Source organism: Thiocapsa rosea, from assembly GCF_003634315.1.
GTDB classification, from domain to species: domain Bacteria; phylum Pseudomonadota; class Gammaproteobacteria; order Chromatiales; family Chromatiaceae; genus Thiocapsa; species Thiocapsa rosea.
In genome coordinates, this window is record NZ_RBXL01000001.1 from 1149513 (window position 1) to 1173355 (window position 23843).

Consider the following 23843-nt stretch of genomic DNA (forward strand, 5'->3'; position numbering starts at 1 on the left):
GGCGTGACGACGGCAGCCGATCAACCGGTCACCGATCTCGGGAGCCCGTTCGAGATTCCCGACGAGGAACTGCGCACGCGCGCGCTTCTGGCGCTGCGGCAGGGTCGCTTCGATTTGGCCGAAAAACTCCTTGTGGGCAAGGACGTCGACCAAGCCGCTCTGGTGGAAAGCCTGCGTATTTATCAGGCCGAGCTGGAGATCCAGAACGAGGAGCTGCAGCGCAGCTACCATCAGACCCAGGGCGCCCTGAGTCGCTTCATGGCCTTCTTCAACAGCCTGCCCATGCCCGAGCTCGTCGTGGACGGGCAGGGGCTCGTCAAAGAGGCCAACGAGGAGGCACGGCGGCTCTTCGGGCTGCGCGACACCGCCTTCCATCAGTATTTCTTTGTCCGTCTGATCGACGAGCCCCACCGCGGACCGGTCATTCAGGCGCTCTCGCAACTGCGCCCGGACGAGCCGATCGATCTGCACGAGCTGCGGTTTCGAACCAAGCGCAACGAGGTCTTCATCGGCGATCTCCACATGGTTGCGCTGCCGAGCGAGGAGGATGAAGGGCGTCGCCTCCTCTGTGCCGTCGTCGACCGCACCGAGGCCGTCCTGCAACGCGAGGCACTCCGCGAGAGTCGCGAGCGCTATCGCGTGATCGCCGAATTCAGCTCTGATTGGGAATACTGGATCGGGCCGGACGGGCGTTATCGCTATGTTTCGCCGGCCTGCACCCGCCTCACCGGCTATCCGTCGGCGGCATTCGTCGCGGATGCGGACCTCTTCCGCCGCCTGCTGCATCCGGACGATCGCCGCCACTGGGAGCGCCACCTCGAGGCCCATCTCGGCGACGAGTCGGGGGGTATCGCGCCGCTGGAGCTGCGGATCCGCCACCTTGATGGCCATGAACATTGGATCGAGCATTCCTGTACCCCCGTCTTCGGCGAATCGGGAGACTTCCTCGGGCGCAGAGGTGTGAATCGCGACATCACCGAGCTGAAGCGTTCGCGCGAGCAGCTCCACTTTCTCGCCCAGCACGACGCCCTCACGGGACTCCCGAATCGGAGTCTATTCCGCCAGCGCTTGGAGGAGGCGATCCCCCGCACGATTCGGCGCGGCGGCGAGACGGCACTGCTCTTCCTTGATCTGGACCGTTTCAAAACCGTCAACGACACCCTCGGGCACCCGGTCGGCGACCTCTTGCTCAAACAGGTCGCCGCGCGCTTGATGCAATCCGTGCGGGCAAGCGACACCGTCGCACGCTTGGGGGGCGACGAGTTCGTCGTCATCTCCGAGGACGTTCAAGAGCCCAACGACGCGGCGATCCTCGCAAAACGTCTGCTCGATCTCTTCGCCACACCCTTCGACGTGGAGGGTCGCGAACTCTTCCTCAGCTTGAGTATCGGAATCGGCATCTATCCGCTCGACGGAGCCGATGCCGACACCCTCATTCGTCACGCCGATATCGCCATGTACCGCGCCAAGGCGGCCGGCCGCAACGGTTTCCGATTCTTCGATCCGGAGATGTCGGAAGGGGCCGCGGAGCGCCTGCGCCTGGAGCAGGAGCTGCGAAACGCGCTCCTGCACAACGAGCTGATGCTCGAGTATCAGCCCCAAGTCAGCCTGCCCGGCGGCGAACTGTGCGGCGTCGAGGTCTTATGCCGCTGGGACCATCCGAGGCTCGGCCTGCTATCTCCCGGCCATTTTCTACCCTTGGCGCACGACATCGGGGTGATCGATCAATTGGATCTTTGGGTCCTCGAGCACGCCTGTGCACAGGTGGCCGCCTGGGATCGGGGTGGATTCACGGTACCCCGACTCGCCGTCAATCTTTCCGTGCACAGGATTCAGGGCGACGACGTGCCGGAGCAGATTGAGTCGATCCTGGCGCGAACGGATCTCGACCCACGACGTTTGGAGCTGGAGCTGACCGAGGCATCGCTCATGGGCAGCCCCACCGGCACGATCGCCAATCTGGAGCGGCTCGGCGGACTCGGCATCGGTCTGGCGGTGGACGACTTCGGTACCGGCTGCTCTTCGCTGGCCTGCATCAAGCACCTCGCGATTCGACGCCTGAAGATCGACCGCTCCTTCATCGAGCGGCTGATGACCCGGAGCGACGATGAAGCCATCGTACAAGCCGTCATCGGTCTGGCACGCAGTCTCGGTTTGGCCGTTCTCGCCGAAGGCGTCGAAACAGCCGCGCAAGCCGAGCTTCTGATTCGCGAGGGCTGCGACGAAGCGCAGGGCTATTTCTTCAGCAAAGCGGTCGGACCGGAGGAGCTCGCATCGCGTTACTGTTAATTTTCTTAATAACTTAAACCGCGCCAGCTCCGACAGTCGTCGGAGCTGGCGCGGCCAAGCCATTCCAACACATGACGCATACGGCACCGGGCGCGGTTTAACCGCGCACCGACACCGATCAAACTCCATCACCCGAACCGCTCGGTGCCTGCATCCCGTCACCGGTATCGCAGACCGAGCAGACCGATCCCTCCGTCACCGCAAGCCAAAGCGACTCCCCGTTCTTGCGCTTCATATCCAGTACCAGTGTCCGCGGTAACTGTCGGACATGCCGGGTGATCACATCCATGACCCACCCGTGGGTCATGGCAAGGACGCGCTCCCCCGGATGCCGTCGTGCAATCTCATGCAGGGCCGCGACGATGCGGTCGGCGAACTGGTCCGGCGACTCTCCTGCGTCGAAATGGCAAGCAGGGTCTCTGCGCATGATGTCCGCATGCAGGCCGGGGTGAAGGACGGACAAATCCTGCTTGGTCATCCCCTGAACGCGGCCGAAGTTCCGTTCCTTCAAACCTTCGGAGTGGACCGGGAAGGGGAGTTTCAAGACCTCGGCGACGATCCGCGCGGTCTCCGACGCCCTGCTCAGGGGACTGGTCCACACCTGCGAAAAGCCGGCGTCCTTGAAGGCATCGGCCATCTCGAAGGCCTGTTTCCGGCCGTTGTCGTTGAGTGGCACATCGATCCATCCCTGCAGGACACCGGTGATGTTCCAGTCCGTTTCCCCGTGACGGGTCACGCAGATCGTCGTCGAGGCGGGTGCGTCTTCTCTGTCGGTCATGAGGGTCCTACCGGGTGGCGCGTTGGATTTCAATCTAGGCGGGTCGGCGTCCTTATGTTATACCGAGCCCGCGCCGAAGCCGTCGAGCTTTCGACAGCATCAACACAAGAGACAGGGGACGACGAGATGAGCGAGAACATCAATCTGGTGCAGCGCCGGCGCGCGCAGCTTCAGACCGCGGTCGGCGACTTGGGCCAGATGGTCATCAACGCCTTGAACCAATCCGTGACCTGCCTGAGCCGACACGACCTCGAGCTGGCCGAGCGCATCATCGAAGGGGACACGCAGATCAATCAGCAGCGGCGTGTGCTCGAGCAGGAATGCCTGGTAACACTGGCGGCCTACAAGCCGGCCGGTGCGGATCTGCGCGCCATCGGGGCCTGCATGGAGCTGGTCTCGGAGCTCGAGCGTATCGGGGATTATGCCGCGGATGTCGCACGTATCCTGCGCAGAGCCGGGGAAACGCGGTTCCCGAGCGAATCGGTCGAGGCCATCGTCGAGGTCGCCGCGGATGCAATCGCCATGCTTGGCGAGACACTGGAAGCCTTTACCTGCGGAAGCGACGAGCAGAGCGCACGGGCGAGCATCGCGCGCGAGGATCAGGTCGACCGCAACGAGCAGGCGGTGATCGAGCGGGTGCTGACGATGATGCGTGCCGATCCTGATTTCGCCGCGACCGGGACCTATCTGCTGTGGATCGTCCACAACTACGAGCGGGTTGCGGATCGGGCAACCAACGTGGCCGAGCGGGCGGTCTATGTCGCCTCCGGCGAGACACCCGAGCTGGGCTAGGTCCGCGCGGCAGGGAACGCGAAGCCGCGGCCGGCACCCTGTGATCGGCGCCGGCTGTCGGGGTCACTTGATCGGGATCGTCATCGCCTCCTTGCCGTTGCGTTTGAGCAGATCACGAACCTTGTCGACGGCAGCCCGATCGGCATAGGGGCCGGTGCGGACACGATGAAAGGTCTCCCCGCTCGGGATGGTCGCCACCTCCACCCGACTGGAGATCCCGAGGAGCGCAAGCTCCGCCTTCAGTCGCTCGGCATCGCTCGCGCGCCTGAAGGATCCGACCTGAACCAGGAAGCCCTTGCCGGTCGTGGAGGTCGGCACTGCAGGGGCCGTGACCGGCGCGGGCTGCGCCGAATCGACCGCGGTCCGTGGCTCGACCGCGGTCCGTGGCTCGGGACGCGGGGCCGCGGGCGGGGGTGGCGGCGGGGGCGCGATATCGACCTCGGTGTCGCGCAACAGGTCGGGAAACTCGAAACTCGGAGGCGCCGCCGCCGGCCGCTCCACCTTGGCCGGCAAGGACGCGGGCGGTGTCTGCATGGCGTCCGGATTCTGGGTCCAATAGAGACCGACCCCGAAGGCGCCCAGCATGCCGCCGAGCAGGAACGACCACAGACAGGAAGAACCCTGTTTGCCGCGCCGCGGCGTCGCCCGCGCGAGGCTGGCCCGCCGATAATCCTTGCTCATCTCACATGGCCTCCGGGGCGGAGACGCCGAGCAGACCCAACCCGTTGCGCAGCACCTCGCGTACCGCCAAGATCAGCTTGATGCGTGCATCGCGCAGGGCCGCGTCCGCGACCAGGAACTGGTGGGCGTTGTAGTAGGTGTGCAGCTCGTTCGCCAGCTCGCGCAGATAATGCGTCAGCAGGTGCGGCTCGGCCTTGAGCGCCGCCGCCTCGACCACCTCGGGATAACGCGCCAGGGTGCGTTGCAGCGCCAGCTCATGCGACTCGGTCAAGCGCTCCAGATTCTCGACACCCGTGCTCGGCTCGACCGGCATGCCCTTCTCCGCGGCCTGCCGCAACACACTGCACACACGGGCGTGGGCGTATTGGACGTAATAGACCGGGTTATCGGAAGACTCGGACTTGGCCAGATCCAAGTCGAAATCCAGGTGCTGCTCGCAACGGCGCATGACGTAGAAGAAGCGCGCGGCATCGCGCCCGACCTCCTTGCGCAACTGGCGCAGGGTCACGAACTCGCCGGAACGGGTCGACATCTGCGCCTTCTCGCCGCCGCGATAGAGGATCGCGAACTGCACCAAGAGCACCTCGAGGCGCTCGACATCGTCGCCCATGGCCTGGAGCGCCGCCTTCACGCGCGGGACATAGCCGTGGTGATCCGCGCCCCAGATGTCGATGACGCGCTCGAAGCCACGCTCGAGCTTGTCCATGTGATAGGCGATGTCGGAGGCGAAATAGGTGCTCTGACCGTTCTCGCGCACCACCACCCGATCCTTCTCGTCGCCGAAGGCACTGGAGCGGAACCAGAGTGCGCCGTTTTGCTCGTAGACATGACCGGCTTCGCGCAGACGCTCGATGGCCCGGGTGACGGCCCCGCTCTCGGCGAGCGTGCGTTCCGAATACCACTCCTGATACTCGACACCGAATCCTGCAAGGTCATCGCGGATATCGTCGAGGATGGTGTTCAGCCCCAGCTCGAAGACATAACGGTAGCGGTTGTCGCCGAGTAGCCGTTTCGCCGCGGCGATGACCCCGTCGATATGGGCCTCTTTGTCGCCGCCGTCGTGTCCGTCAGGCAGCGCATCGGGCGGCAGGCCGGCAAAGACCGTGGCGGCATCCACCCGATAGGCGTCGCCATGCTCGCGATGCAGCGTCGCGGCGATGTCCCAAACATAGTCGCCTTTGTAGCCGTTGCTCGGGAAGGTCAGCTCCTCGCCGCACAGCTCGAGATATCTCAGCCAGACGGAGCTTGCGAGGATGTCCATCTGTCGCCCGGCGTCATTGACGTAATACTCGCGGTGGACATCGAAGCCGACCGCCGCGAGCAGATCGGCGACGACCGCCCCGTAGGCGGCCCCGCGGCCGTGCCCCACATGCAGGGGTCCGGTCGGATTGGCCGAGACGAACTCCACCTGCACGCGCCGCCCGGCACCGATTCGGCTCAGTCCGAAGGCGGGGCCAGCGCTCAGGATCTCGGGGATCAGCCGACGATAGGCGTCCTCGGCGAGGAAGAAGTTGATGAAGCCCGGCCCGGCGATCTCCACGCGCGCGATCAGCGGGGAGGCGGGCAAGGCATCCACCAGGCGTTGCGCGACCTCGCGCGGCTTCGCGCCGAGTCGCTTGGCGAGCACCATCGCGACGTTGGTGGCAAAGTCGCCGTGAGAGGTGTCCTTGGTCCGGTCCAGTTGGGGCTCGGGCAATCCGCCTGCGTCGCCCGTCGGCGCCTCGACGAGGCTCGCCAGAGCCGTGCGGATCAAATCGGTGATGGCCTGTTTCATAGGGACTTCATTGGAGTATCGGTCGGATCTGCAGGGGAAAAGCCGGCAAGGCAGGTGGCGCACGCGCGGGGACGCGTCGTCGGGACGATAGAATAACCGAATCAGACCCTCGGAGGGATGGACCGAGCGGGTGTTGTTTTTAAGACCGGCCCGTGGGGTGGACGAGCGAGAGCGAAGTCCACCTAATGCCGGCGCCGGCGCTGGTGGACTGCGCTGCGCTTGTCCACCCTACGGCGCTTGTCCACCCGACCGCTCCGATCGGAGGTGTCGCCGGGCGCACATGGACACCCTCGACGATGCGAGCGCCGGAGCGCATCAGGCTGAAACCGCGCCAGCGCCAGCGGTCGTCAAGTCTGCCGGGGCCAATCCCGTCCAAAAACATCGCATACCGCGCCGGGCGCGGTTTAAAACAAAAAGTATCGCTGAGCGAGCGGCAACACACCGGCAGGCTCGCAGGTCAACAGCTGGCCGTCGGCCCGAACCTGGTAGGTCTGCGGATCCACCTCGATGGTCGGCTGATAGTCGTTATGGATCATGTTGCACTTGCGTACCAGCCGACTGTCGCGGGTAACCCCGACCAAGCGCTTGAGATCCAGCCGCTGCGGCTCCCCGGCCTCCAAGGCCCATTGCGAGAGGAAGGTCATGCAGGTCGCGCCCAATGCGCCGCCGAAGGCACCGAACATGGGCCGATAATGGACCGGCTGGGGTGTCGGGATGGATGCATTGGGGTCGCCCATCGCGGCCGCCGCGATCAGGCCACCCTTGATGATGAGACTGGGTTTGGCCCCGAAGAAGGCGGGCCGCCAGAGCACCAGATCCGCGAGCTTGCCGACCTCCACCGAGCCGACCTCGTGCGCGATGCCGTGGGTGATCGCCGGGTTGATGGTGTACTTGGCGATGTAGCGTTTGGCCCGGAAGTTGTCGTGCTCGGCCGGATCGCCGGGGAGCGCGCCGCGCTGGACCTTCATCTTATGCGCCGTTTGCCAGGTGCGGCAGATGACCTCGCCGACGCGGCCCATCGCCTGGGAGTCCGAGGCGATCATGGAGAAGGCGCCCAGATCGTGCAGGATGTCCTCGGCCGCGATGGTCTCGCGACGGATGCGCGACTCGGCAAAGGCCACGTCCTCCGGGATCGACGGGGACAGGTGGTGGCAGACCATCAGCATGTCCAGATGTTCGTCGACCGTGTTGACGGTGTAGGGTCGGGTCGGATTGGTCGAAGAGGGCAGGACATTCGGCAAACCCGCCGCCTTGATGATGTCCGGGGCATGGCCGCCGCCCGCGCCCTCGGTGTGATAGGTGTGGATGCAGCGGTCCTTGAAGGCGGCGATGGTGTCCTCGACGAAGCCGGACTCGTTGAGCGTGTCGGTGTGGATCGCGACCTGCACGTCCATCTTCTCGGCAACCCCGAGACAGCAGTCGATCGCGGCCGGTGTCGTGCCCCAATCCTCGTGCAGTTTGAGCCCCATGGCACCGGCGCGCACCTGCTCCTCAAGGGCATTCGGCAAACTGCCGTTGCCTTTGCCGAGGAACCCGAGATTCACCGGCAGGGCCTCGGCGGCCTGGAGCATGCGCCGGATGTTCCAGGGCCCGGGCGTGCAGGTCGTGGCATTGGTGCCGGTCGCCGGTCCCGTGCCGCCGCCCAGCATGGTCGTCACACCCGACATCAGCGCCTCTTCGATCTGCTGAGGGCAGATGAAGTGGATGTGGGCGTCGATTCCCCCGGCTGTGATGATCTGCCCCTCGCCGGCAATGACCTCGGTCCCCGGCCCGATCAGGATGTCCACGCCCGCCTGGGTGTCCGGATTGCCGGCCTTTCCGATTCCGACGATACGGCCCTTTTTGATGCCGATATCGGCCTTCACAATGCCCCAATGATCCAGGATCAGGGCGTTGGTGATGACCAGATCCACCACCTCGTCGGCCTGACGCTGGCACTGACCCATCCCGTCGCGGATCACCTTGCCGCCGCCGAACGTCACCTCGTCGCCGTAACAGGTGCGATCCTCCTCGACCTGGATGAAGAGCTCGGTGTCGCCCAGACGCACCCGATCCCCGACGGTCGGGCCGTACATTGAGGCGTAGGCCGCCCTGCTGATCTTGCTCATGACTGATCTCCGTCGAGCACTCCCATCACTTGGGCGTTGAAGCCATACACGACACGGTCTCCGGCATAAGGGACCAGGGTCACGGTGCGGGACTGGCCGGGCTCGAAGCGCACGGCCGTGCCTGCGGGGATGTCGAGCCGCCGGCCTCGGGTCTGCTCCCGATCGAAGGCGAGTGCCGCATTGGTCTCGAAGAAGTGATAGTGCGAGCCGACCTGGATCGGACGGTCACCGGTGTTGGCGACCTGGATGGTCACTCCGGGCCTGCCGACGTTCAGCTCGATATCGCCCGGAACCGTGATGATCTCACCTGGAATCATGGGCCTACTCCTACCTAAACCGCGCCGGGCGCGGTATGCGATGTTTTTGGATGGGATCGGCCCCGGCAGACTTGATGACCGTTGGAGTCGGCGCGGTTTAGGACATTAAAAATATCAAGTCCAAAAACACATGAACCGCGTCAGCGACGACGGTCGTGAGTCGCTTCTAGGTCGATCCCGAACGCGGACAAGCCATGTCCTACCGGACGCGGTTCATCAGACGATCGGATCGTGGACCGTGACCAGCTTGGTTCCGTCCGGGAAGGTCGCCTCGACCTGGATGTCCTCGATCATCTCGGGGATGCCGTCCATCACATCTTCGCGGGTCAAGAGGGTGCGACCGTAATCCATCAACTCGGCCACCGTGCGGCCGTCGCGCGCACCCTCTAGGATGGCGCAACTGATGTAGGCGATCGCCTCGGGATAGTTCAGCCGCACACCTCGCGCCCTGCGGCGCTCGGCGAGCAGTCCGGCCGTAAAGAGCAGCAGCTTATCCTTCTCTCGGGGGCTAAGGTCCATGATCGGCTCCTGGTCGTCGCTGTCTGTAGACACAATGATAGACGGGCTTGGTCGCGGATTCAGCGCAACCCCATCATTCTATTCTAAAGCGCGTCGGGCGTTGCGTGGATCGACTCACGCAAGATCGAGCACAGGCCGAGGATTGCAGACCGTACCGGACGCGGTTCAGGTCGCCCAGATCCGGGGTATCGATGCATCCAAACCCAAAAGACCGGGGCGCAGATCGGACCAGAGATGTCTGAACAGACGACTGACCGGCTCAACCTCGGGCGCAAGCGCCCGGACTACCAAAAGGTCATCGATCAGGGTCGCACCGACCGGAGAAGGCGCGACCTCGCTCAGACGATGCCGAGCAGCGTCGAGCGCGTCGGCACGGGCTCCGGTGGCGACAAAGGTGGCGCAGACCGGGAACCCGCGCAAGCCGGCGGCCCCGTCGAGGCTCGACAGGCCCGCCACGCGCAGCCGATCGGTGAAAACCGGGCGATCGTCGCGCGACAGGTTCATGGCGATCTCGGCTCGCCCCACGACGAAGCGCTCCCCGATCGCCGGACGTCCGAGACAGTGGATCTCCCAACCGATAAAACGGGCGTCGCCCGCCAGCGCGATCTGCGTGCTCAGACCGCACAAGGCGCCGGGGAAGAAGATGTTCTCATGCGGAAACCATTCGAGAACGCCGCCCGCAGCCACGGCCAGATGCTGGTTCTGCAGCGCGAGTGGACCGGCACTGCGATAGAGTTTCGTGGCCCCCGGCGCCGTCACCAAGGCGTGCGCACCGCTCGCCACCCGGACCTGAAGCTCCAGCCGGTCGCCTCCGACCACGCCGCCCGGTGGATGCAGGAGATAGAGATGACAGGGGGCACCCTCGGGATAGAAGGGGCGCTGGATGGTCAAGGGGCCGACCCGTCGCCTGTCCACGACCCGGCTGCGCCCGGCACGCGGAGCGATTGCGAGCTCAAGTCGGGCGCGCCAACCGTCCGCCCGGCCGGCTGACGGCAAGCGCGAGACGGCAGGCTCCGTCACCCGGTCTCGCTCGGGGGCTGCAACGCCTGGCCTGCGACCGACGAGCCGCGTCGGGGCTGCGGCGCGACCGGGTCACCCCTCGATGACATAGACCTCGACCCGACGATTCTGCGCCCGCCCCGTGGGCGTTGTATTGTCCGCGATCGCGCGCGCCGGACCCAGTCCCTCGGCGCTCAGCCGCGCGCTGTCGACGCCGCGCTCGACGAGCGCCTGCTTGACGGCCTCGGCACGCTGCAGCGACAGGGCGAGGTTTGTCTCTTCGTCGCCCGAGCTGTCGGTATGACCCTCGATACGAATACGCAGGTCGGGGTGCTCGGCGAGCAGCCCGGCGATCCGATCCAGGCTCGGCAGATCGTCGTTCGGCAAGGTCGCCATGCCGGGCTGGAACCGCAGCTCGGTGTCGGCAAGCTTCAGCAACATGCCACGATCGGTGTGCGTGCCGCCCAGCTCGGAAAAACGCCGGTAGAGGTCACGCAAGCCGGCCACCGCTGCAGCGGCCTCTTCACGCGCGGCAGACTGCAACCGCTCCGAGGCGGTGCGCTCCTCCTCGATGGCCTTTTCCAAGATCGCGATCCGCGAGCGGGCCTCGGCCACGGCCTTCTCGCCGATATCCTCGGCAGCAGCACTCACGGCGCCGAGCTCGGCGCGAAGATCGGCCAGCTCGGTCTTGGCGCGGGCGAGCTCGGCCTCGAGCTCGGCAGCCGTGTTTTCCTTCTCGTTCGCAACGGTCGCCTTGGCGACCTGCTCGCGTGCAAGCTGCTCGGCCAGGGCGGCGATCCGAGTCTCTGCGTCGGCCAACTGATCCGCGGAGGCCGTTCCGGCCTCCTGCAATGTCGCGGCATCGGCCTTGACCTTTGCCAGCTCGGCCTCGGCCAGCGCCAAACGCTCCTGCATCTGCGTGACGGCATCTGCAGACGGGGCCTGTTGCGACTGCTCGGCAAGCGCAGTGCGTGCCTCCTTCAGCTCGCCCTCAAGGGCCGAGAGCTGCATCTCGTGGGCGCTGCGGGCGGCATCGGATTCGGCCTGCAGGGTATGGAGTGCGTCCTGGGCCTCGGCCAAACGCGCCGTCAGCGCACGCGTGTCTTCCCCGCCTCCGGGTGCCGCGGGCAACAGGCCGGCGGCCTGTGCAGCGCGCATCAGCTCCTCGTCCTTGGGAGTCGCCTTTGCCAGACTCACGCGCTCGTTGAGGTGGCGCTCAAGCAGCTCGATCTGCTCGCGATGCTCGGCGGTCGACTCGGCGATCACCCGTTGGAGGCCGGTCAAATCCTTCTTCAGGCTCTCGGCGTTGGCCAGCGCCGCGTCGTACTGAACCTGGAGCTCCTGATAGGCCGCAATGCCACGGTCACGCTCTTCGAGCGCCGCAGCCGTCTTCGCCTGCTCCTCGGCAAGCACGCTCGCATCGGTTTGGCGGAGCGTCTCGATCGCCTCCCTGAGTGCGGCCTTGTCCTGCTCGGCAGCGGAGATCAGCTCCTGCAACTGGCGGCGCTCCCCCGAATGCAGATCCGTCAGCTCCCGGATACGCTCTTGAAGTGCCGCAATCTCGCTTTCCAGCGGAACGATCCGCGCTTCCCGATCCTTGATCCGTGCATCCGCCTCGGCGATACGGACGTCCTTCTGATCCAACTGCGCCGACAATTGACCTGAGTACCAGTCGTACAGCAGATAGACACCGATCAAAGCGACCAACAAAACCCAGGCAATCGGACGCACCAACGCGGAATTGGAACCGGACATCGTCATCTCCCAAGGCGATCGTTGTTATAGGTATACGAGCCCGCGAGATTATCCCGGATTGGGGCGCGGGTCTCCAGCGCCCGCTTTGCGCCGCCTCTGCCGCCGGCGCCTTAGCCGCCGCCGGCTTCGACTGCCGCCTCGAGCGACTGCTGCGCGATCTCCAGCTCCTCGTTGGTGGGAATCACCAGCACCTGCACTGCACTCTCCGGCGTGCTGATGCAGCGCTCGCCGCGCTCTTCGGGCGCATAGTTGGCGATGTCGTCCATCTTGATCCCGAGGTTCTCCAGACCCTCGCAGGCACGACAGCGAATCTCCGCGGCGTTCTCACCGATACCGCCCGTGAAGACGACGGCGTCGACCCGGCCGAGTTCGGCGTAATAAGCGCCGATGTATTTCTTGATCCGATGGGCCGTGATGCCGATAGCAAGCTCCGCACCGTCGTTGCCTTCCTCGGCCAGACGATCGATCTCGCGCATGTCGTTCACCCCGCTGATTCCCAGCAGACCGCTCTGACGATTGAGCAGATCCTCGATCGCATCGATCTCCATGCCGAGGTTCTTGGCAAGATAAAAGAGCACGGCCGGATCGATGTCACCGCAGCGCGTGCCCATGACGAGACCCTCCAGCGGGGTGAGTCCCATCGAGGTATCCACGCTCTTGCCGTCGCGGATCGCCGTCGCGCTCGAGCCGTTGCCCAGATGCAACGTGATCAGGTTGCAGCTCTCCAAAGGCCGGCCGAGAAGAGCCGCGGCGCGCTTGGCGACATAGAAGTGCGAGGTGCCGTGAAAGCCGTAGCGGCGAATCCTGTGCTCCCGATACAGCCACTCCGGAATCGCGTAGCGATAGGACGTCCGCGGCATCGTCTGATGGTAGGCGGTATCGAAGACGGCGACTGAGGGGACCGTCGGGAAGAGCCGTCGGGCGACCTCGATGCCGGCGAGGTGGGCCGGATTGTGCAGCGGCGCGAGGGGCACCACGTCGCGAATGGCATCGACGACGGCATCATCGACGATGGTCGGGCGCTTGAAATGCTCCCCGCCGTGGACGACGCGATGACCGATGACGGCCAGCTCCGAGACGTCGCCCAGGACCCTCGTCTCGTGCAGGGCCTTGACGATGCGATCGATGCCGTCCTGATGGGTCGGGATCGGCACCCGGGCGCGACCCGACTGCCGGATCCCCGATGCATCCAACCACTCCTCCTTGATTTCGCCCTCGGGCTCTCCGATGCGCGAGACCGAGCCCGAGGCGAGGGCAACCCAATCCTCGCTGAGGAAGAGCTGATATTTGATCGACGAGCTGCCTGAATTGAGGACGAGTACCTTCACCTGAGTCTCCTGATCAGTCCCGAGTCACGTGGGCGTCGGCATCGGCTTGCGCCGCGGCGAGGGCGTGATCGTTCTGTGCCTGAATCGCGGTGATCGTCACCGTATTGACGATGTCTGTCACGGTGCAGCCGCGACTCAGATCGTTGACGGGCTTCTTCAGGCCCTGCAGCACCGGGCCGATCGCCACAGCATTGGCGCTGCGCTGGACCGCCTTGTAGGTGTTGTTGCCGGTATTGAGATCCGGAAAGACGAAGACGGTCGCGCGACCGGCGACCTCGCTCTCGGGCATCTTCGAGCGCGCCACCCCGATGTCGACCGCCGCATCGTACTGGATCGGACCTTCCAGCTTGAGATCGGGACGACGCTCGCGTGCGATCCGCACCGCCTCGCGCACCCGCTCCACATCCGCGCCCTTTCCCGAGCTGCCGCTGGAATAGGAGAGCATGGCCACACGCGGCTCGATCCCGAACGCGGCTGCCGTCCCGGCGGAGGTGATGGCGATGTCTGCCAGATCTTCCGATGTCGGGTTCGGGTTCACGGCACAGTCGCCGTAAACCAAGACCCGATCGGCGAGACACATGAAGAAGACGCTGGAGACAAGCTTCACCCCCGGCTTGGTCTTGATGATCTCGAACGCCGGTCGGATGGTGTGCTGGGTGGTGTGTACGGCGCCCGAAACCATGCCGTCGGCGTCGCCCGTGTGGACCATCATGGTGCCGAAATAGCTCACGTCCTCGAGTGCGTCGCGTGCCATCTGCTCGGAGATGCACTTGTGCTTGCGCAGCTCGAAATAGGTTTGCGCATAGCGCTCGCGATCCGGGGCGGTGATCGGGTCGATGATGGGGATGTCATCCAGCTTGAGCCCCAGCTCGCCGATCCGACGGCGGATCTTCTCGGGGTCGCCGAGCAAGGTAAGGTCCACGACCTGGCGCAGCGTGAGGATCTCCGCCGCCCGCAGGATCCTCTCGTCGGTGCCCTCGGGCAGCACAATGCGCTGACGACGCGACTTGGCGCGTCGCACCAGCTCGTACTCGAACATCAGCGGCGTGGTGCGGTCGGAGTGTCGCACCGCGATCCGAGCGCGAAGCTCTTCGATGTCCACATGGCCTTCGAAGAGACCGAGGCCGGCCGCGATCTTGCGTTCGTCACCGGGGAGGATGGTCGCCTCGATGCCGTTCACCCGCATGGCCGTCGTGAAGGTGTCGGTCGGCACCCGCAGGATCGAGACCTTGGTGCGGCGCAGACCCTCGAGCAGACGCTGGACGTTCTCCGCCGGCTGCAGTCCGCCGGTCAGGAGCAGCCCGGCCACACGCGGGAAGGACGAGGAGACGTCGGCCGCGAGACTCGCGAGGATGATGTCCGAGCGGTCGCCGGCGGTGATGATGAGACAGCCGTCCTCGATGTAGCTCAAGAAATCCGGGACCTCCATGGCCGCGATCTTGTAGTTGGAGACGACCTGGTTCATCGCGTCGCCGTCGCCGCAGAGACATTCGCAGTCCAGGGCCTGGCGGATCTCGCCGACGGTCGGCATGCCCAGTGCGGCCTGGCGCGGCAGCACGTAGACGTTCTCGCGCTCCGGCAAGAGCTTGCGGGCACGGGCCTTGACCGTCTCGACATGTTCCGGGTCGACCCCGTTGATGACGCTCGCAAGGAAGTCTCCGCCGCGATTACGCATCGACTCGTGGGCCATGTAGAGCGCCTCGAGCGCCTCCTCCGGGCTGCGCCCGAAGCCTTTCACCACGACCACGACGTTGCAGCCGAGGTTGTTGGCCAGGTCGGCGTTGAAGTCGAACTCCAGGGAGGGCACGAGGCCGTCGAAATCGGTTCCGGCGCAGACGACCAGTTCGCAGCTCTCTTCCAGCATCTTGAATTTATTCAAGATCATCTTGAGTAGTTCGTCATACTGACCGGCTGCAACCAGATGACTGGCGGTTTCCGCCGTACAGCCGTAGAGCATCTCCGGAGAGAAGGGAAGGTCGTAACGGCTGCGGATGAGTGTGGTCAGGTTGTCCTGCTCGACGCCCTTGGAGACGATCGGGCGAAAGAACCCCACCTTCCGATTGATGGCATAGAGCATCTCCATGAAGCCCAGAACAACCACGGACTTACCGCTGCCGGAACCGGCACCGGCGATGTAGACGCTTTGCATGGATCTTCCTCTTGCGCGAAACAGGCTGGACGGGGTCGAGCGACCCGATCGAGTGATTTGATGATTCGGCACGGCGAACGCCCCCGAATGCTGCACTGCGCAAAAATACCAGAAAACGGCGCTCGACGGCGACCTCGTATTAAGCCGCGTCCGAGCGATATGTTGATGTCCGGCTCAGGTCCGCACCCTCAAGTGCACCAAAGGTCTTATCCCTGACGCGGCTTAAGTCATTAAAATTTTTATCGTCTTGAACCGCGTCGACTCGGACGCCTGTCGGTATCCACAATATCCAGGCAAACCCCGCGCCGTCCATGTCGCACCGGACGCGGTTCAACCGCGGTTCAAAGGGCCTCGGACAGCCGCCACTCGCCGAAACTCTCGGTCAAGTACGCCTTGCTGCTGATGTAGTTCAAAACGTTGCGCAGTCGGTAGAAGCGCACGACCGAGTCGACCCGGATCAGTTCGTTGCCGCGCTCATCGAAGAAGAGGATCGACGGGGCATAGAAAAGTCCGAGCTGTTCGGCCCACGCGCGTGCCGTGGTGCGCTCCCCGGAGGGCGTAACGACGGGCGTCTCGGACCACATGTCGAGCTGGACGCTGTCGAAGTTACCGAAATAGCGCGTAATCGCGGGCTCCTTCAGGGCTTGGCCGTGCAGCACGTCGCAGGCATGGCAATCGCCTTGCTCGAAGAAGACGGCGAGCGGGCGCTCGCTCGGGAAGCGTCGATCCAGGTTGTACGGGGGCTTCGCGAAGAAGGGCTGCTCGTTCAGGTCCTCCGGCTCGAACACCATGCGGTTCTCGCCGCGGGCGAGATAATCCCGAAAGGTCTCGCGGGTGTAGTGCCCGTCGGCGACATACTCGAGCGCGGCACGGAACTGATAGGGCGGATAATAGCCGCGCAAGCGCAGGGCGAGCTTGCCTTCGGCGTCGTAGAAGAGCAGAGAGGGGGTGAAATTGGTGTCCTCGCGGATGGAGAACTCACGCTCGGTCATCACCGCGCCGTCGATCGTCGTGACCTCCTCTACGCCCCAAACGTCGATGGAGACCAGATCGAAATGACGCTGCGTGTACTCAAGGATATCGGAAAGACCGAAGTTCTCGTTCAGAAGTTTATGGCAGTAGGCACAATGTTTCTGGCCGAAATAGACGATCAGCCCCTGTTTGTCGTCGGCGATCGCCTCCTCGAGGTCGCTGGGAAGATCGAGGAAACCCGTTTTGAACCAATCCGGATGCTCGAGCAAATCCTCGCGCGGGAAGTCGTCGAAGCTGTAGGCCGAATCATCCGGCGGGGGCACGTCTTGGGCCTTCGCGCCGTCGATGACCGTCGGGGCGCCCGCGAGCAGGCCCAGTGTCAAGACGATCGCCGAGGCGGCGGAAAAACGAAACATGCGTGATCTCCGTTGGGGGTTCAAACCGCGTCCAGAGTGAAATGCGTCGTTTTCACGTTGTATCGGGCTCAGGGATTCTTCCGACCTTCTTGGAGACGCGGTTTAAAATTTAAAATTTTTTAGTATTTAAAATGCGCCCGCGCCGACAGTTGTCGGAGCCGGCGCGGCCGAGACAAATCAACACACGACCCATATCGCGTCGGGCGCGGTTTAGGGTCGAGGCTCGCGACCCATAACACGCAAGGCGATGAACAGGGCCGCGACCGACCGGGCCTCGTCGAAGTCCTCCCGAGCAAGCAACGCGTCGATCGCGTCGAGCCTCCAAGGCACCACCTCGATCGGCTCCGGCTCGTCGCCGGGGAGCGACTTGGGATAGAGGTCGCGCGCCAGCACGATGAGACTATGATGCTCGATATAGCCGGGCACCAGCGAGACGCGTTTGATGATGCGCAGGTCACGGGCGCCGTAGCCGATCTCCTCCTGGATCTCGCGATCGGCGGCGGCCAAGGGATCCTCGCCGGCCTCCACGACGCCCTTGGGCAGGCCGAGCTCGTAGCGGTCGCTGCCGGCACCGTACTCGCGGATCAGGAGCACGGTTTCGGCGTCGAGCATGGGGACGATCATCACCGAATCCGTGCCCCCGGGCACGCGCTCGAAGGTGCGGCGCGCGCCGTTCGCAAACTCGAGATCGACCTCCTCCACCCGGAACAAGCGGCTCTGGGCGACGATCCGCCGATCCAGTATTTTCGGTTTGCGCAGCATGAACGAAACTCCGATGGGTCAAGTCGCTGCGAAGCGACGCTGGAAACACGAGGCGACAAGGGGCATGGCATGATCGATTGGCATCGTATCGACTCCGTCTTCCTGGATATGGACGGCACCCTGCTCGACCTGCACTTCGACAATCATTTTTGGCTCGAGCATGTCCCCGCGCGCTACGCGCAAGCCCGTGGGCTCGCGCCCGAGGTCGCCAAGGCCGAGCTGCTCGCCCGCTATCGCGACGTCGAGGGTACACTCGAGTGGTACTGCGTCGATCACTGGAGCCGCGAGCTCGGTCTGGATATCGCCCTGCTCAAGCAGGAGGTCGAGCATCTGATTGCCGTCCATCCGCACGTGCTTGACTTTTTGGAGGCACTCGAACGGCGCGGCAAGCGCCGTGTCCTCGTCACCAACGCCCATCAGAAGGCGCTCGCGCTCAAGCTCTCGCGCACACGGCTCGGCGGGCACTTCGACCGGGTCATCTGCTCGCATGACTTGAAGGTCGCCAAGGAGACGCCGGGGTTTTGGCCGCTGGTTCAGGCGATCGAGCCCTTCGACGTGGAGCGGACCCTCTTCATCGACGACAGCACAAGCGTCCTGCGCGCAGCGCACGACTTCGGATTTCGCTGGTTGATCGCCGTCGTCGAGCCCGACTCGAAGGGTCCGAGGCGCGAGGTCGCCGATTTCCCGGCGATCGCTCACTTCGGCGATCTGCTTCCGGGTCTGCATTCGGACTGACCGAGTGACAAGGTGCGGTTTCGCCGCTCAATCGACCGGCTCGGGCGCCGGAGCAGGCGTCGGCGGATTCGTGCCGTCTGCGCTCGGTTTCTTGGCCCGACGCCGCCGACGTCGCTTCTTCGGCTCACCCGTCGAGGTCTCCGTCTGCGGCGCGCCCGCCTCCGGGCTATCGATCACCGGCGCGTCGCTGACCGCCAACCGGGCCGCCGCCGACGGATCCGTAAGCGCAGCGATCTCGGGCTGTCTGCGAGGTGCCGCGACAGGGGTCTCGGCCGGAGTCTCCGCGGACGGCGCCCTCGGCTGCGCCTCCTCCGACCGCGATGGCGACCGGGACGGCGACCGACGCTCCCCGCCCGAGCGTGGACGGCGCTCGCCGCGCCCGGCACCGGCTCCGCCGCCACGGGGCGCGCGTGCAGGCCGCGCCTCGCACCGATCCTCTCGGTCCGGGCGCATCCGGCTGCGCGGATTCACCTCGGCGAGCAGCGCCGGATCGACCGGCTCGACGGGGATCTTCGCGCCGATGAATGCCTCGATGTCCGGCAGGCAGAAGGCATAGGTCTCGCAGACGAAGCCGATGGCGTCGCCCGCGGCACCGGCACGCGCGGTTCGCCCGATGCGGTGGACATAGTCCTCCGGATCCTCGGGCAGATCGTAGTTCACGACATGGGTCACGTCCGGGATGTGCAGGCCGCGCGCGGCCACATCCGTGCCGACCAGCACCGGGAGCGTGCCGTCGGTGAAGTCCTTCAGGAGCTTCAGACGCTTTTTCTGGGGCACGTCCCCGGAGAGCACCGCGGTGTTGATCCCGTTGCCCTGGAGAAAACCCCAGACGCGATCGGCCTCGCGTTTGGTGTTGACGAAGACCATGATGCGCGCATCGTCCCAGCCGCGGACCAGGCCGAGCAGCAAGGCGATCTTCTCCTCGTTGGAGGTCATATAGCAGCTTTGGCGCACGCGATCGGCCGTGATGGTCTCGGTCTCGATCTTTACGAGCTGCGGGTGATTCATGTGCTCGTAGGCGAGCTCGGTGACGCGATAGGAGAGTGTCGCCGAGAAGAGGAGCCCCTGACGGTTCTCCGGCGGCGGCATCCGCCGGAGCAGGAAGCGGATATCCTTGATGAATCCGAGGTCGAACATGCGATCGGCCTCGTCGAGCACGACCGCCTCGATCGCCTGCAGGTCGAAGACCTTTTGCTTGAAATAGTCGATCAGGCGCCCAGGTGTGCCGATGAGGATATCGACGCCGCCGGCAACCTGATCGCGCTGCTCCTGATAGCCTGCTCCGCCGTAGACCACGGCGATGCGCAACCCCGTGTGCTTGGCAAGTAGCTCCGTATCCCGGTGAATCTGCACGGCAAGCTCGCGGGTCGGGGCTAGTATCAGCGCACGCGGACGTGCGATCTGCACAGGGGCAGGTCCGGGATTGGTCAGCAGGCGCTGCATCAGAACGATCAGAAAGGCAGCGGTCTTGCCGGTGCCGGTCTGGGCCTGACCGGCAACGTCCCGGCCCGACAGTGCGATCGGCAGGGTTTGTTCCTGGATCGGGGTACAGCGGGTAAAGCCCGCCTCTTCGAGTCCGTCGATGATCCGTTGATCGAGCGCGAAGCTGTCGAAGCGGGTCTGAGTGAGGTGTTTGTCGGTCATGACGTGGGGAGTCCCTGGAGCTACGCGCCTCGCGGAGTGGGCAAGGCTTGCAAATTCTCTTCGCTTTGGATCAAATAGCATCTTACTCAAGGGCACATTCCAACGCCAATTCGCCCGCCCGCTCCACGACCCGTTCGCGCCGCGCCCCAGCGACCCCGCTCCGCCGTCATCCGCCGAACGTGATACCGAAACAACCGCCCGTGCCGCAAACACCCTATGGGAGATCACTTCAGTGAGCGATAGCATCGTCCATGTGACCGATGATTCATTCGAAGACGAGGTTCTGAAATCCCTCGAACCCGTGCTCGTGGACTACTGGGCCGACTGGTGCGGACCCTGCAAAATGATCGCACCCGTGCTCGACGAGATCGCCGGGGAGTACGCGGGCCGCATCAAGGTCGCGAAGCTCAACATCGACGAGAACCCCAACACCCCGCCGCGCTACGGGATTCGCGGCATCCCGACCCTGATGCTGTTCCGTCAGGGCGAGGTCGAAGCCACCAAGGTCGGGGCGGTGTCCAAGTCCCAACTGACGGCCTTTATCGACAGCAACCTCTAACGGCCATCGACAACGGCATCCGGTTCAACCTCCCGGCCGTCCCGCGGACCGGAACGGATACCGGCACCCATGGCCATCGATCGACACTCCCGAGGGGCCGCCGCCAAGGCGCCCCGTCCCCGTAAAGCGACCACCCCCAACCGCGTTCCCCCGCAACACGGGCCCTGCCCCGGGGCGTTGCCGAACACCCCCTCACCTCCGCCGACGACAAAAAATGTGATGAACCTAACCGAATTAAAGAAAGCGCCCGTACCCGAGCTGGTCGCACTGGCCCAGTCCATGGAGATCGAAGGCGTCGGGCGGTCGCGCAAACAGGACCTGATCTTCGCCATCCTCAAGGCGCAGGCCAAACGCGGCGAGGACATCTACGGCGATGGGGTGCTTGAGATCCTCACCGACGGCTTCGGATTCTTGAGATCCGCGGACGCCTCCTATCTCGCCGGACCGGACGACATCTATGTCTCCCCCAGCCAGATCCGCCGCTTCGCACTGCGCACCGGCGACACCATCTCCGGGAAGATTCGGCCACCCAAGGACGGCGAGCGCTATTTCGCACTGCTCAAGGTCAACGACATCAACTTCGACCGGCCGGAAAACGCCAAGTCGAAGATCCTCTTCGAGAACTTTACCCCGCTGTTCGCCAACAAGCGGCTCACCCTCGAGATCGGCAACGGCAGCACCGAGGACATCACGGCGCGGACCATCGATCTGGTAGCCCCCATCGGCAAGGGCCAGCGCGGACTCATCGTCTCGCCGCCCAAGGCCGGCAAGACCATGATGTTGCAGAACATCGCCCAATCGATCGGTCACAATCACCCGGACTGCTACCTGATCGTGCTGCTGATCGACGAGCGCCCGGAAGAGGTCACGGAGATGGCCCGCTCGGTGCGCGGCGAGGTCATCTCATCGACCTTCGACGAGCCCGCGACACGCCATGTGCAGGTTGCCGAGATGGTCATCGAGAAGGCCAAGCGCCTGGTCGAGCACAAGCGCGACGTGGTCATCCTGCTCGACTCCATCACCCGACTCGCACGCGCCTACAACACGGTCGTGCCTTCCTCCGGCAAGGTCCTGACCGGCGGTGTCGACGCCAATGCACTGCAGCGGCCCAAGCGCTTCTTCGGTGCCGCGCGCAACGTCGAGGAAGGCGGCAGTCTTACCATCCTGGCCACCGCGCTTGTGGACACCGGCTCGCGCATGGACGATGTGATCTACGAGGAGTTCAAGGGCACCGGCAACATGGAGATCCACATGGATCGCCGCATCGCCGAGCGCCGCATCTTCCCTTCCATCAACATCAACCGCTCCGGTACGCGCCGCGAAGAGCTGCTGATGAACCCCGCCGAATTGCAGAAGATGTGGATCCTGCGCAAGATCCTGCACCCGATGGACGAACTCGCCGCGATGGAATTCCTGCACGACAAGCTCAAGGCGACCAAGACCAACGACGAGTTCTTCTCCTCCATGAAGGGTTAAACCGCGTCTCGGTGTGACATGAAACGCGCTGAGCAGGTCCGCACGCCCTGCGTGAACCAACAACCGATGCAGTCGACGCGGCTTAAGTCTTTATTTTCTTTTGTTCTAAACCGTGTCCGACTCGGATCTCGCGGGGTCCGCCAGACGGCCATTTCAAACGCGACATCAAGGCTCGCTCGGGGCGCGGTTTAGCCATGTACGCGCCGAAGCCGATGCGTCCGCTCTGGCCGCCGCTCATCAAGCGGGACAAGCCCCCTAAGCCAGGGCAGACCGAAGATGAACGGCGCCAGGCGCGAATCCCGCTCACGCATCATGAGATCCTGGCCCTTGCCGAGCCCTTCACGCGTCGGGGGCGGCATGTCGATCTCGCCGGGAGCGACCGACTGGCGCGCCGTATCCGTTTCAAACCAACCGCATATCCGGGCACGCGGGGTGATCCGGGCGGACTCACCGAGACGCTCGTCCTCGAAAACCCGGGGCGACAACACTTCCGACTGACTCGGACGCTGACCGACGCGGCGGGGCGCGTGGCGACCCTGCGCAGCGACGGGCCGGACCCGAAGGCCCTGATCGAGCGGGTCGATGCGGTGGATCCGAGGCGTCAATTCCCCAGGCTCGGCGGGGTGCGGGTGGCCTGCAGTTATCGGATCGAGGTCGACCCGGGCACCGACGGAGGCTCGAACGAGGCGGTGCGTCTCGTCTTCCTCCGCGCCTTGACGGACGTCGACGGGATCGGTATCGAACTCGACGCACAGGTCGGGCATGGGATGCCTGCCGAGATCCGGCTCGTTTCGACCCCGCAGCGCGCGATCCGTCCATCGGAGGATCTGCTGGCGGTCTTGGGATGGGCGTGGCGGTCATTGCGTCCATTCGACAGGGGTTGGCGTGCCCATCTGCGCATCCCGGCGACCGAGCCCGCGCGCACGCCGGATGTGGAAGCCAAGCTCGCACGGACCTTGGAACATCTCGTCACGACACTCGGCGCATCGCCCGCCGACTTTCACCGGACCTGGCTGCGGCAGCGCTGGTTCGCGTTGGCGAGACGCACACTCGGACTCATGACGATCGCCGGCCTCCTGGCCATCGGTCCGGGGATCCTGCTGTTCGGCGCCCCGGAGGGCTCCCCGCTGCGCCTCTTGTCGTTCGTGATGCCCTCGCTCCTGATCCTCGTCCTGATCGCGCGACACGAGGCGCCGAGCCTGAAGGTCACACCGCTGCCGCGGCCCTTGCCTGCCGACGCCTGGACGCCGATTCCCCGAGATGCCCACGACGACATCTCCGACGACCTCCACGCGTCAGCGTAGGGTAAGCAGATAGGCCACCAGGTCGGCGAGTTCCTGCTTGGTCAGGTTGGCCGCGGGCATGGTGGCATTTGGAATGGCTGCCTTTGGATCGGTGAAATAGAGCGCGAGCCAAGCCGCGTCCCGCCGCTGACCGACACCGTCCAGCGAACCTCCGAGGTTGGCCATCGGCCCCGACACGCCGGCGACGATATGACAGAGATTGCACAGCTTCGCCTCGTAGACCAGACGGCCGGCCTCAGGACTCCCGTCCTCGGCGCAGACCGTTGCAGCCGGCAAGGCCAAAGTGGCGAGAAGGGCAGCAGTCGCGCGGTGTCCGTTCATCGGGGTCTCCTTTGCGCCGTGTCGTTCGAATCAGTTGTCGGGCTCTTCGGGCGAGGTCTCAGCCGCCTCGCCCGCTAAACCGCGTCCAGAGCGAAATGCGTCATTTTCACGTTGCGTTCAGCGTCGGGGACTTCCTCGATCTTGGCGAGACGCGGTTTAGGATTT

The 23843-nt window shown here is 64.7% G+C and carries 20 protein-coding genes; 6 read left to right on the plus strand and 14 right to left on the minus strand.

What is annotated here, in order from left to right; all coding sequences use genetic code 11:
- The first annotated feature begins 3 nt into the window (after nucleotides 1–3).
- The gene (locus BDD21_RS05280) at nucleotides 4–2289 is read left to right on the plus strand and encodes a bifunctional diguanylate cyclase/phosphodiesterase (protein ID WP_120796248.1); all 2286 of its coding nucleotides are present in this window, start codon (nucleotides 4–6) and stop codon (nucleotides 2287–2289) included.
- Between the two features lie 118 nt (nucleotides 2290–2407).
- Here the strand turns inward: BDD21_RS05280 and BDD21_RS05285 are convergent, their stop codons facing one another.
- A complete protein-coding gene (locus BDD21_RS05285; protein ID WP_120796249.1) occupies nucleotides 2408–3067 on the minus strand; it encodes a histidine phosphatase family protein in 660 nt (219 codons plus the stop codon).
- A gap of 126 nt (nucleotides 3068–3193) precedes the next feature.
- Here BDD21_RS05285 and phoU point away from each other — a divergent pair, with 126 nt between their 5' ends.
- Nucleotides 3194–3859 (plus strand): phosphate signaling complex protein PhoU, encoded by a 666-nt coding sequence (gene phoU / locus BDD21_RS05290; RefSeq protein ID WP_120796250.1) that lies wholly within the window; start codon nucleotides 3194–3196, stop codon nucleotides 3857–3859.
- A 63-nt stretch (nucleotides 3860–3922) separates the two neighbouring features.
- Here the strand turns inward: phoU and BDD21_RS05295 are convergent, their stop codons facing one another.
- From BDD21_RS05295 to nudE, 11 genes are all read right to left on the minus strand, one after another.
- Nucleotides 3923–4540, minus strand: a complete 618-nt coding sequence (locus BDD21_RS05295) for an SPOR domain-containing protein (RefSeq protein ID WP_120796251.1) — start codon at nucleotides 4538–4540, stop codon at nucleotides 3923–3925.
- A 1-nt stretch (nucleotide 4541) separates the two neighbouring features.
- Nucleotides 4542–6314 (minus strand): arginine--tRNA ligase, encoded by a 1773-nt coding sequence (gene argS / locus BDD21_RS05300; RefSeq protein WP_120796252.1) that lies wholly within the window; start codon nucleotides 6312–6314, stop codon nucleotides 4542–4544.
- 404 nt (nucleotides 6315–6718) lie between these two features.
- On the minus strand, nucleotides 6719–8422 hold the full coding sequence (gene ureC, locus BDD21_RS05305) for an urease subunit alpha (RefSeq protein ID WP_120796253.1): 1704 nt from the start codon (nucleotides 8420–8422) through the stop codon (nucleotides 6719–6721).
- A complete protein-coding gene (locus BDD21_RS05310) occupies nucleotides 8419–8739 on the minus strand; it encodes an urease subunit beta (protein WP_120796254.1) in 321 nt (106 codons plus the stop codon). Before BDD21_RS05310 ends, ureC begins: the two co-directional genes overlap by 4 nt.
- Nucleotides 8740–8955: 216 nt before the next feature.
- On the minus strand, nucleotides 8956–9258 hold the full coding sequence (ureA, locus tag BDD21_RS05315; protein ID WP_120796255.1) for an urease subunit gamma: 303 nt from the start codon (nucleotides 9256–9258) through the stop codon (nucleotides 8956–8958).
- Between the two features lie 165 nt (nucleotides 9259–9423).
- The gene (locus tag BDD21_RS05320; RefSeq protein ID WP_245969424.1) at nucleotides 9424–10278 is read right to left on the minus strand and encodes an urease accessory protein UreD; all 855 of its coding nucleotides are present in this window, start codon (nucleotides 10276–10278) and stop codon (nucleotides 9424–9426) included.
- A 72-nt stretch (nucleotides 10279–10350) separates the two neighbouring features.
- Entirely contained in the window at nucleotides 10351–12012 is a 1662-nt protein-coding gene (locus tag BDD21_RS05325; RefSeq protein ID WP_170164687.1) for an OmpA family protein, read from the minus strand.
- A gap of 110 nt (nucleotides 12013–12122) precedes the next feature.
- A complete protein-coding gene (locus BDD21_RS05330; protein ID WP_120796257.1) occupies nucleotides 12123–13340 on the minus strand; it encodes an acetate/propionate family kinase in 1218 nt (405 codons plus the stop codon).
- A 13-nt stretch (nucleotides 13341–13353) separates the two neighbouring features.
- A complete protein-coding gene (pta, locus tag BDD21_RS05335) occupies nucleotides 13354–15489 on the minus strand; it encodes a phosphate acetyltransferase (RefSeq protein ID WP_120796258.1) in 2136 nt (711 codons plus the stop codon).
- Nucleotides 15490–15830: 341 nt separating this feature from the next.
- A complete protein-coding gene (locus BDD21_RS05340) occupies nucleotides 15831–16877 on the minus strand; it encodes a thioredoxin family protein (RefSeq protein ID WP_120796259.1) in 1047 nt (348 codons plus the stop codon).
- A gap of 210 nt (nucleotides 16878–17087) precedes the next feature.
- A complete protein-coding gene (nudE, locus tag BDD21_RS05345; protein WP_120796260.1) occupies nucleotides 17088–17639 on the minus strand; it encodes an ADP compounds hydrolase NudE in 552 nt (183 codons plus the stop codon).
- Nucleotides 17640–17708: 69 nt separating this feature from the next.
- On the opposite strand from nudE, the gene yrfG reads away from it, so the two are divergent.
- A complete protein-coding gene (gene yrfG, locus BDD21_RS05350; RefSeq protein ID WP_120796261.1) occupies nucleotides 17709–18374 on the plus strand; it encodes a GMP/IMP nucleotidase in 666 nt (221 codons plus the stop codon).
- Between the two features lie 27 nt (nucleotides 18375–18401).
- Here yrfG and BDD21_RS05355 read toward each other — a convergent pair whose 3' ends face one another.
- Nucleotides 18402–20018 (minus strand): DEAD/DEAH box helicase, encoded by a 1617-nt coding sequence (locus tag BDD21_RS05355; protein WP_120796262.1) that lies wholly within the window; start codon nucleotides 20016–20018, stop codon nucleotides 18402–18404.
- A 232-nt stretch (nucleotides 20019–20250) separates the two neighbouring features.
- On the opposite strand from BDD21_RS05355, the gene trxA reads away from it, so the two are divergent.
- The 3 genes from trxA (at nucleotide 20251) to BDD21_RS05370 (ending at nucleotide 23357) form a co-directional block, all read left to right on the plus strand.
- Nucleotides 20251–20577: a thioredoxin TrxA gene (gene trxA, locus BDD21_RS05360; protein ID WP_007192251.1), complete on the plus strand. Its 327-nt coding sequence runs from the start codon at nucleotides 20251–20253 to the stop codon at nucleotides 20575–20577.
- Nucleotides 20578–20796: 219 nt separating this feature from the next.
- The gene (gene rho, locus BDD21_RS05365; protein ID WP_120796263.1) at nucleotides 20797–22053 is read left to right on the plus strand and encodes a transcription termination factor Rho; all 1257 of its coding nucleotides are present in this window, start codon (nucleotides 20797–20799) and stop codon (nucleotides 22051–22053) included.
- Between the two features lie 194 nt (nucleotides 22054–22247).
- Nucleotides 22248–23357 (plus strand): hypothetical protein, encoded by a 1110-nt coding sequence (locus tag BDD21_RS05370; RefSeq protein ID WP_120796264.1) that lies wholly within the window; start codon nucleotides 22248–22250, stop codon nucleotides 23355–23357.
- Here the strand turns inward: BDD21_RS05370 and BDD21_RS05375 are convergent.
- Nucleotides 23349–23678: a c-type cytochrome gene (locus tag BDD21_RS05375; RefSeq protein ID WP_120796265.1), complete on the minus strand. Its 330-nt coding sequence runs from the start codon at nucleotides 23676–23678 to the stop codon at nucleotides 23349–23351. The genes BDD21_RS05370 and BDD21_RS05375 overlap by 9 nt on opposite strands.
- Between the last annotated feature and the right edge of the window lie 165 nt (nucleotides 23679–23843).

Coding starts and splice junctions, on each gene's coding strand:
- BDD21_RS05285 (WP_120796249.1), bottom strand. CDS start 3,067: ATGACCGACAGAGAAGACGCACCCGCCTCGACGACGATCTGCGTGACC.
- phoU (WP_120796250.1), top strand. CDS start 3,194: ATGAGCGAGAACATCAATCTGGTGCAGCGCCGGCGCGCGCAGCTTCAG.
- BDD21_RS05295 (WP_120796251.1), bottom strand. CDS start 4,540: ATGAGCAAGGATTATCGGCGGGCCAGCCTCGCGCGGGCGACGCCGCGG.
- argS (WP_120796252.1), bottom strand. CDS start 6,314: ATGAAACAGGCCATCACCGATTTGATCCGCACGGCTCTGGCGAGCCTC.
- ureC (WP_120796253.1), bottom strand. CDS start 8,422: ATGAGCAAGATCAGCAGGGCGGCCTACGCCTCAATGTACGGCCCGACC.
- BDD21_RS05310 (WP_120796254.1), bottom strand. CDS start 8,739: ATGATTCCAGGTGAGATCATCACGGTTCCGGGCGATATCGAGCTGAAC.
- ureA (WP_120796255.1), bottom strand. CDS start 9,258: ATGGACCTTAGCCCCCGAGAGAAGGATAAGCTGCTGCTCTTTACGGCC.
- BDD21_RS05325 (WP_170164687.1), bottom strand. CDS start 12,012: ATGTCCGGTTCCAATTCCGCGTTGGTGCGTCCGATTGCCTGGGTTTTG.
- pta (WP_120796258.1), bottom strand. CDS start 15,489: ATGCAAAGCGTCTACATCGCCGGTGCCGGTTCCGGCAGCGGTAAGTCC.
- BDD21_RS05340 (WP_120796259.1), bottom strand. CDS start 16,877: ATGTTTCGTTTTTCCGCCGCCTCGGCGATCGTCTTGACACTGGGCCTG.
- nudE (WP_120796260.1), bottom strand. CDS start 17,639: ATGCTGCGCAAACCGAAAATACTGGATCGGCGGATCGTCGCCCAGAGC.
- yrfG (WP_120796261.1), top strand. CDS start 17,709: ATGATCGATTGGCATCGTATCGACTCCGTCTTCCTGGATATGGACGGC.
- BDD21_RS05355 (WP_120796262.1), bottom strand. CDS start 20,018: ATGACCGACAAACACCTCACTCAGACCCGCTTCGACAGCTTCGCGCTC.
- rho (WP_120796263.1), top strand. CDS start 20,797: ATGAACCTAACCGAATTAAAGAAAGCGCCCGTACCCGAGCTGGTCGCA.
- BDD21_RS05370 (WP_120796264.1), top strand. CDS start 22,248: ATGTACGCGCCGAAGCCGATGCGTCCGCTCTGGCCGCCGCTCATCAAG.
- BDD21_RS05375 (WP_120796265.1), bottom strand. CDS start 23,678: ATGAACGGACACCGCGCGACTGCTGCCCTTCTCGCCACTTTGGCCTTG.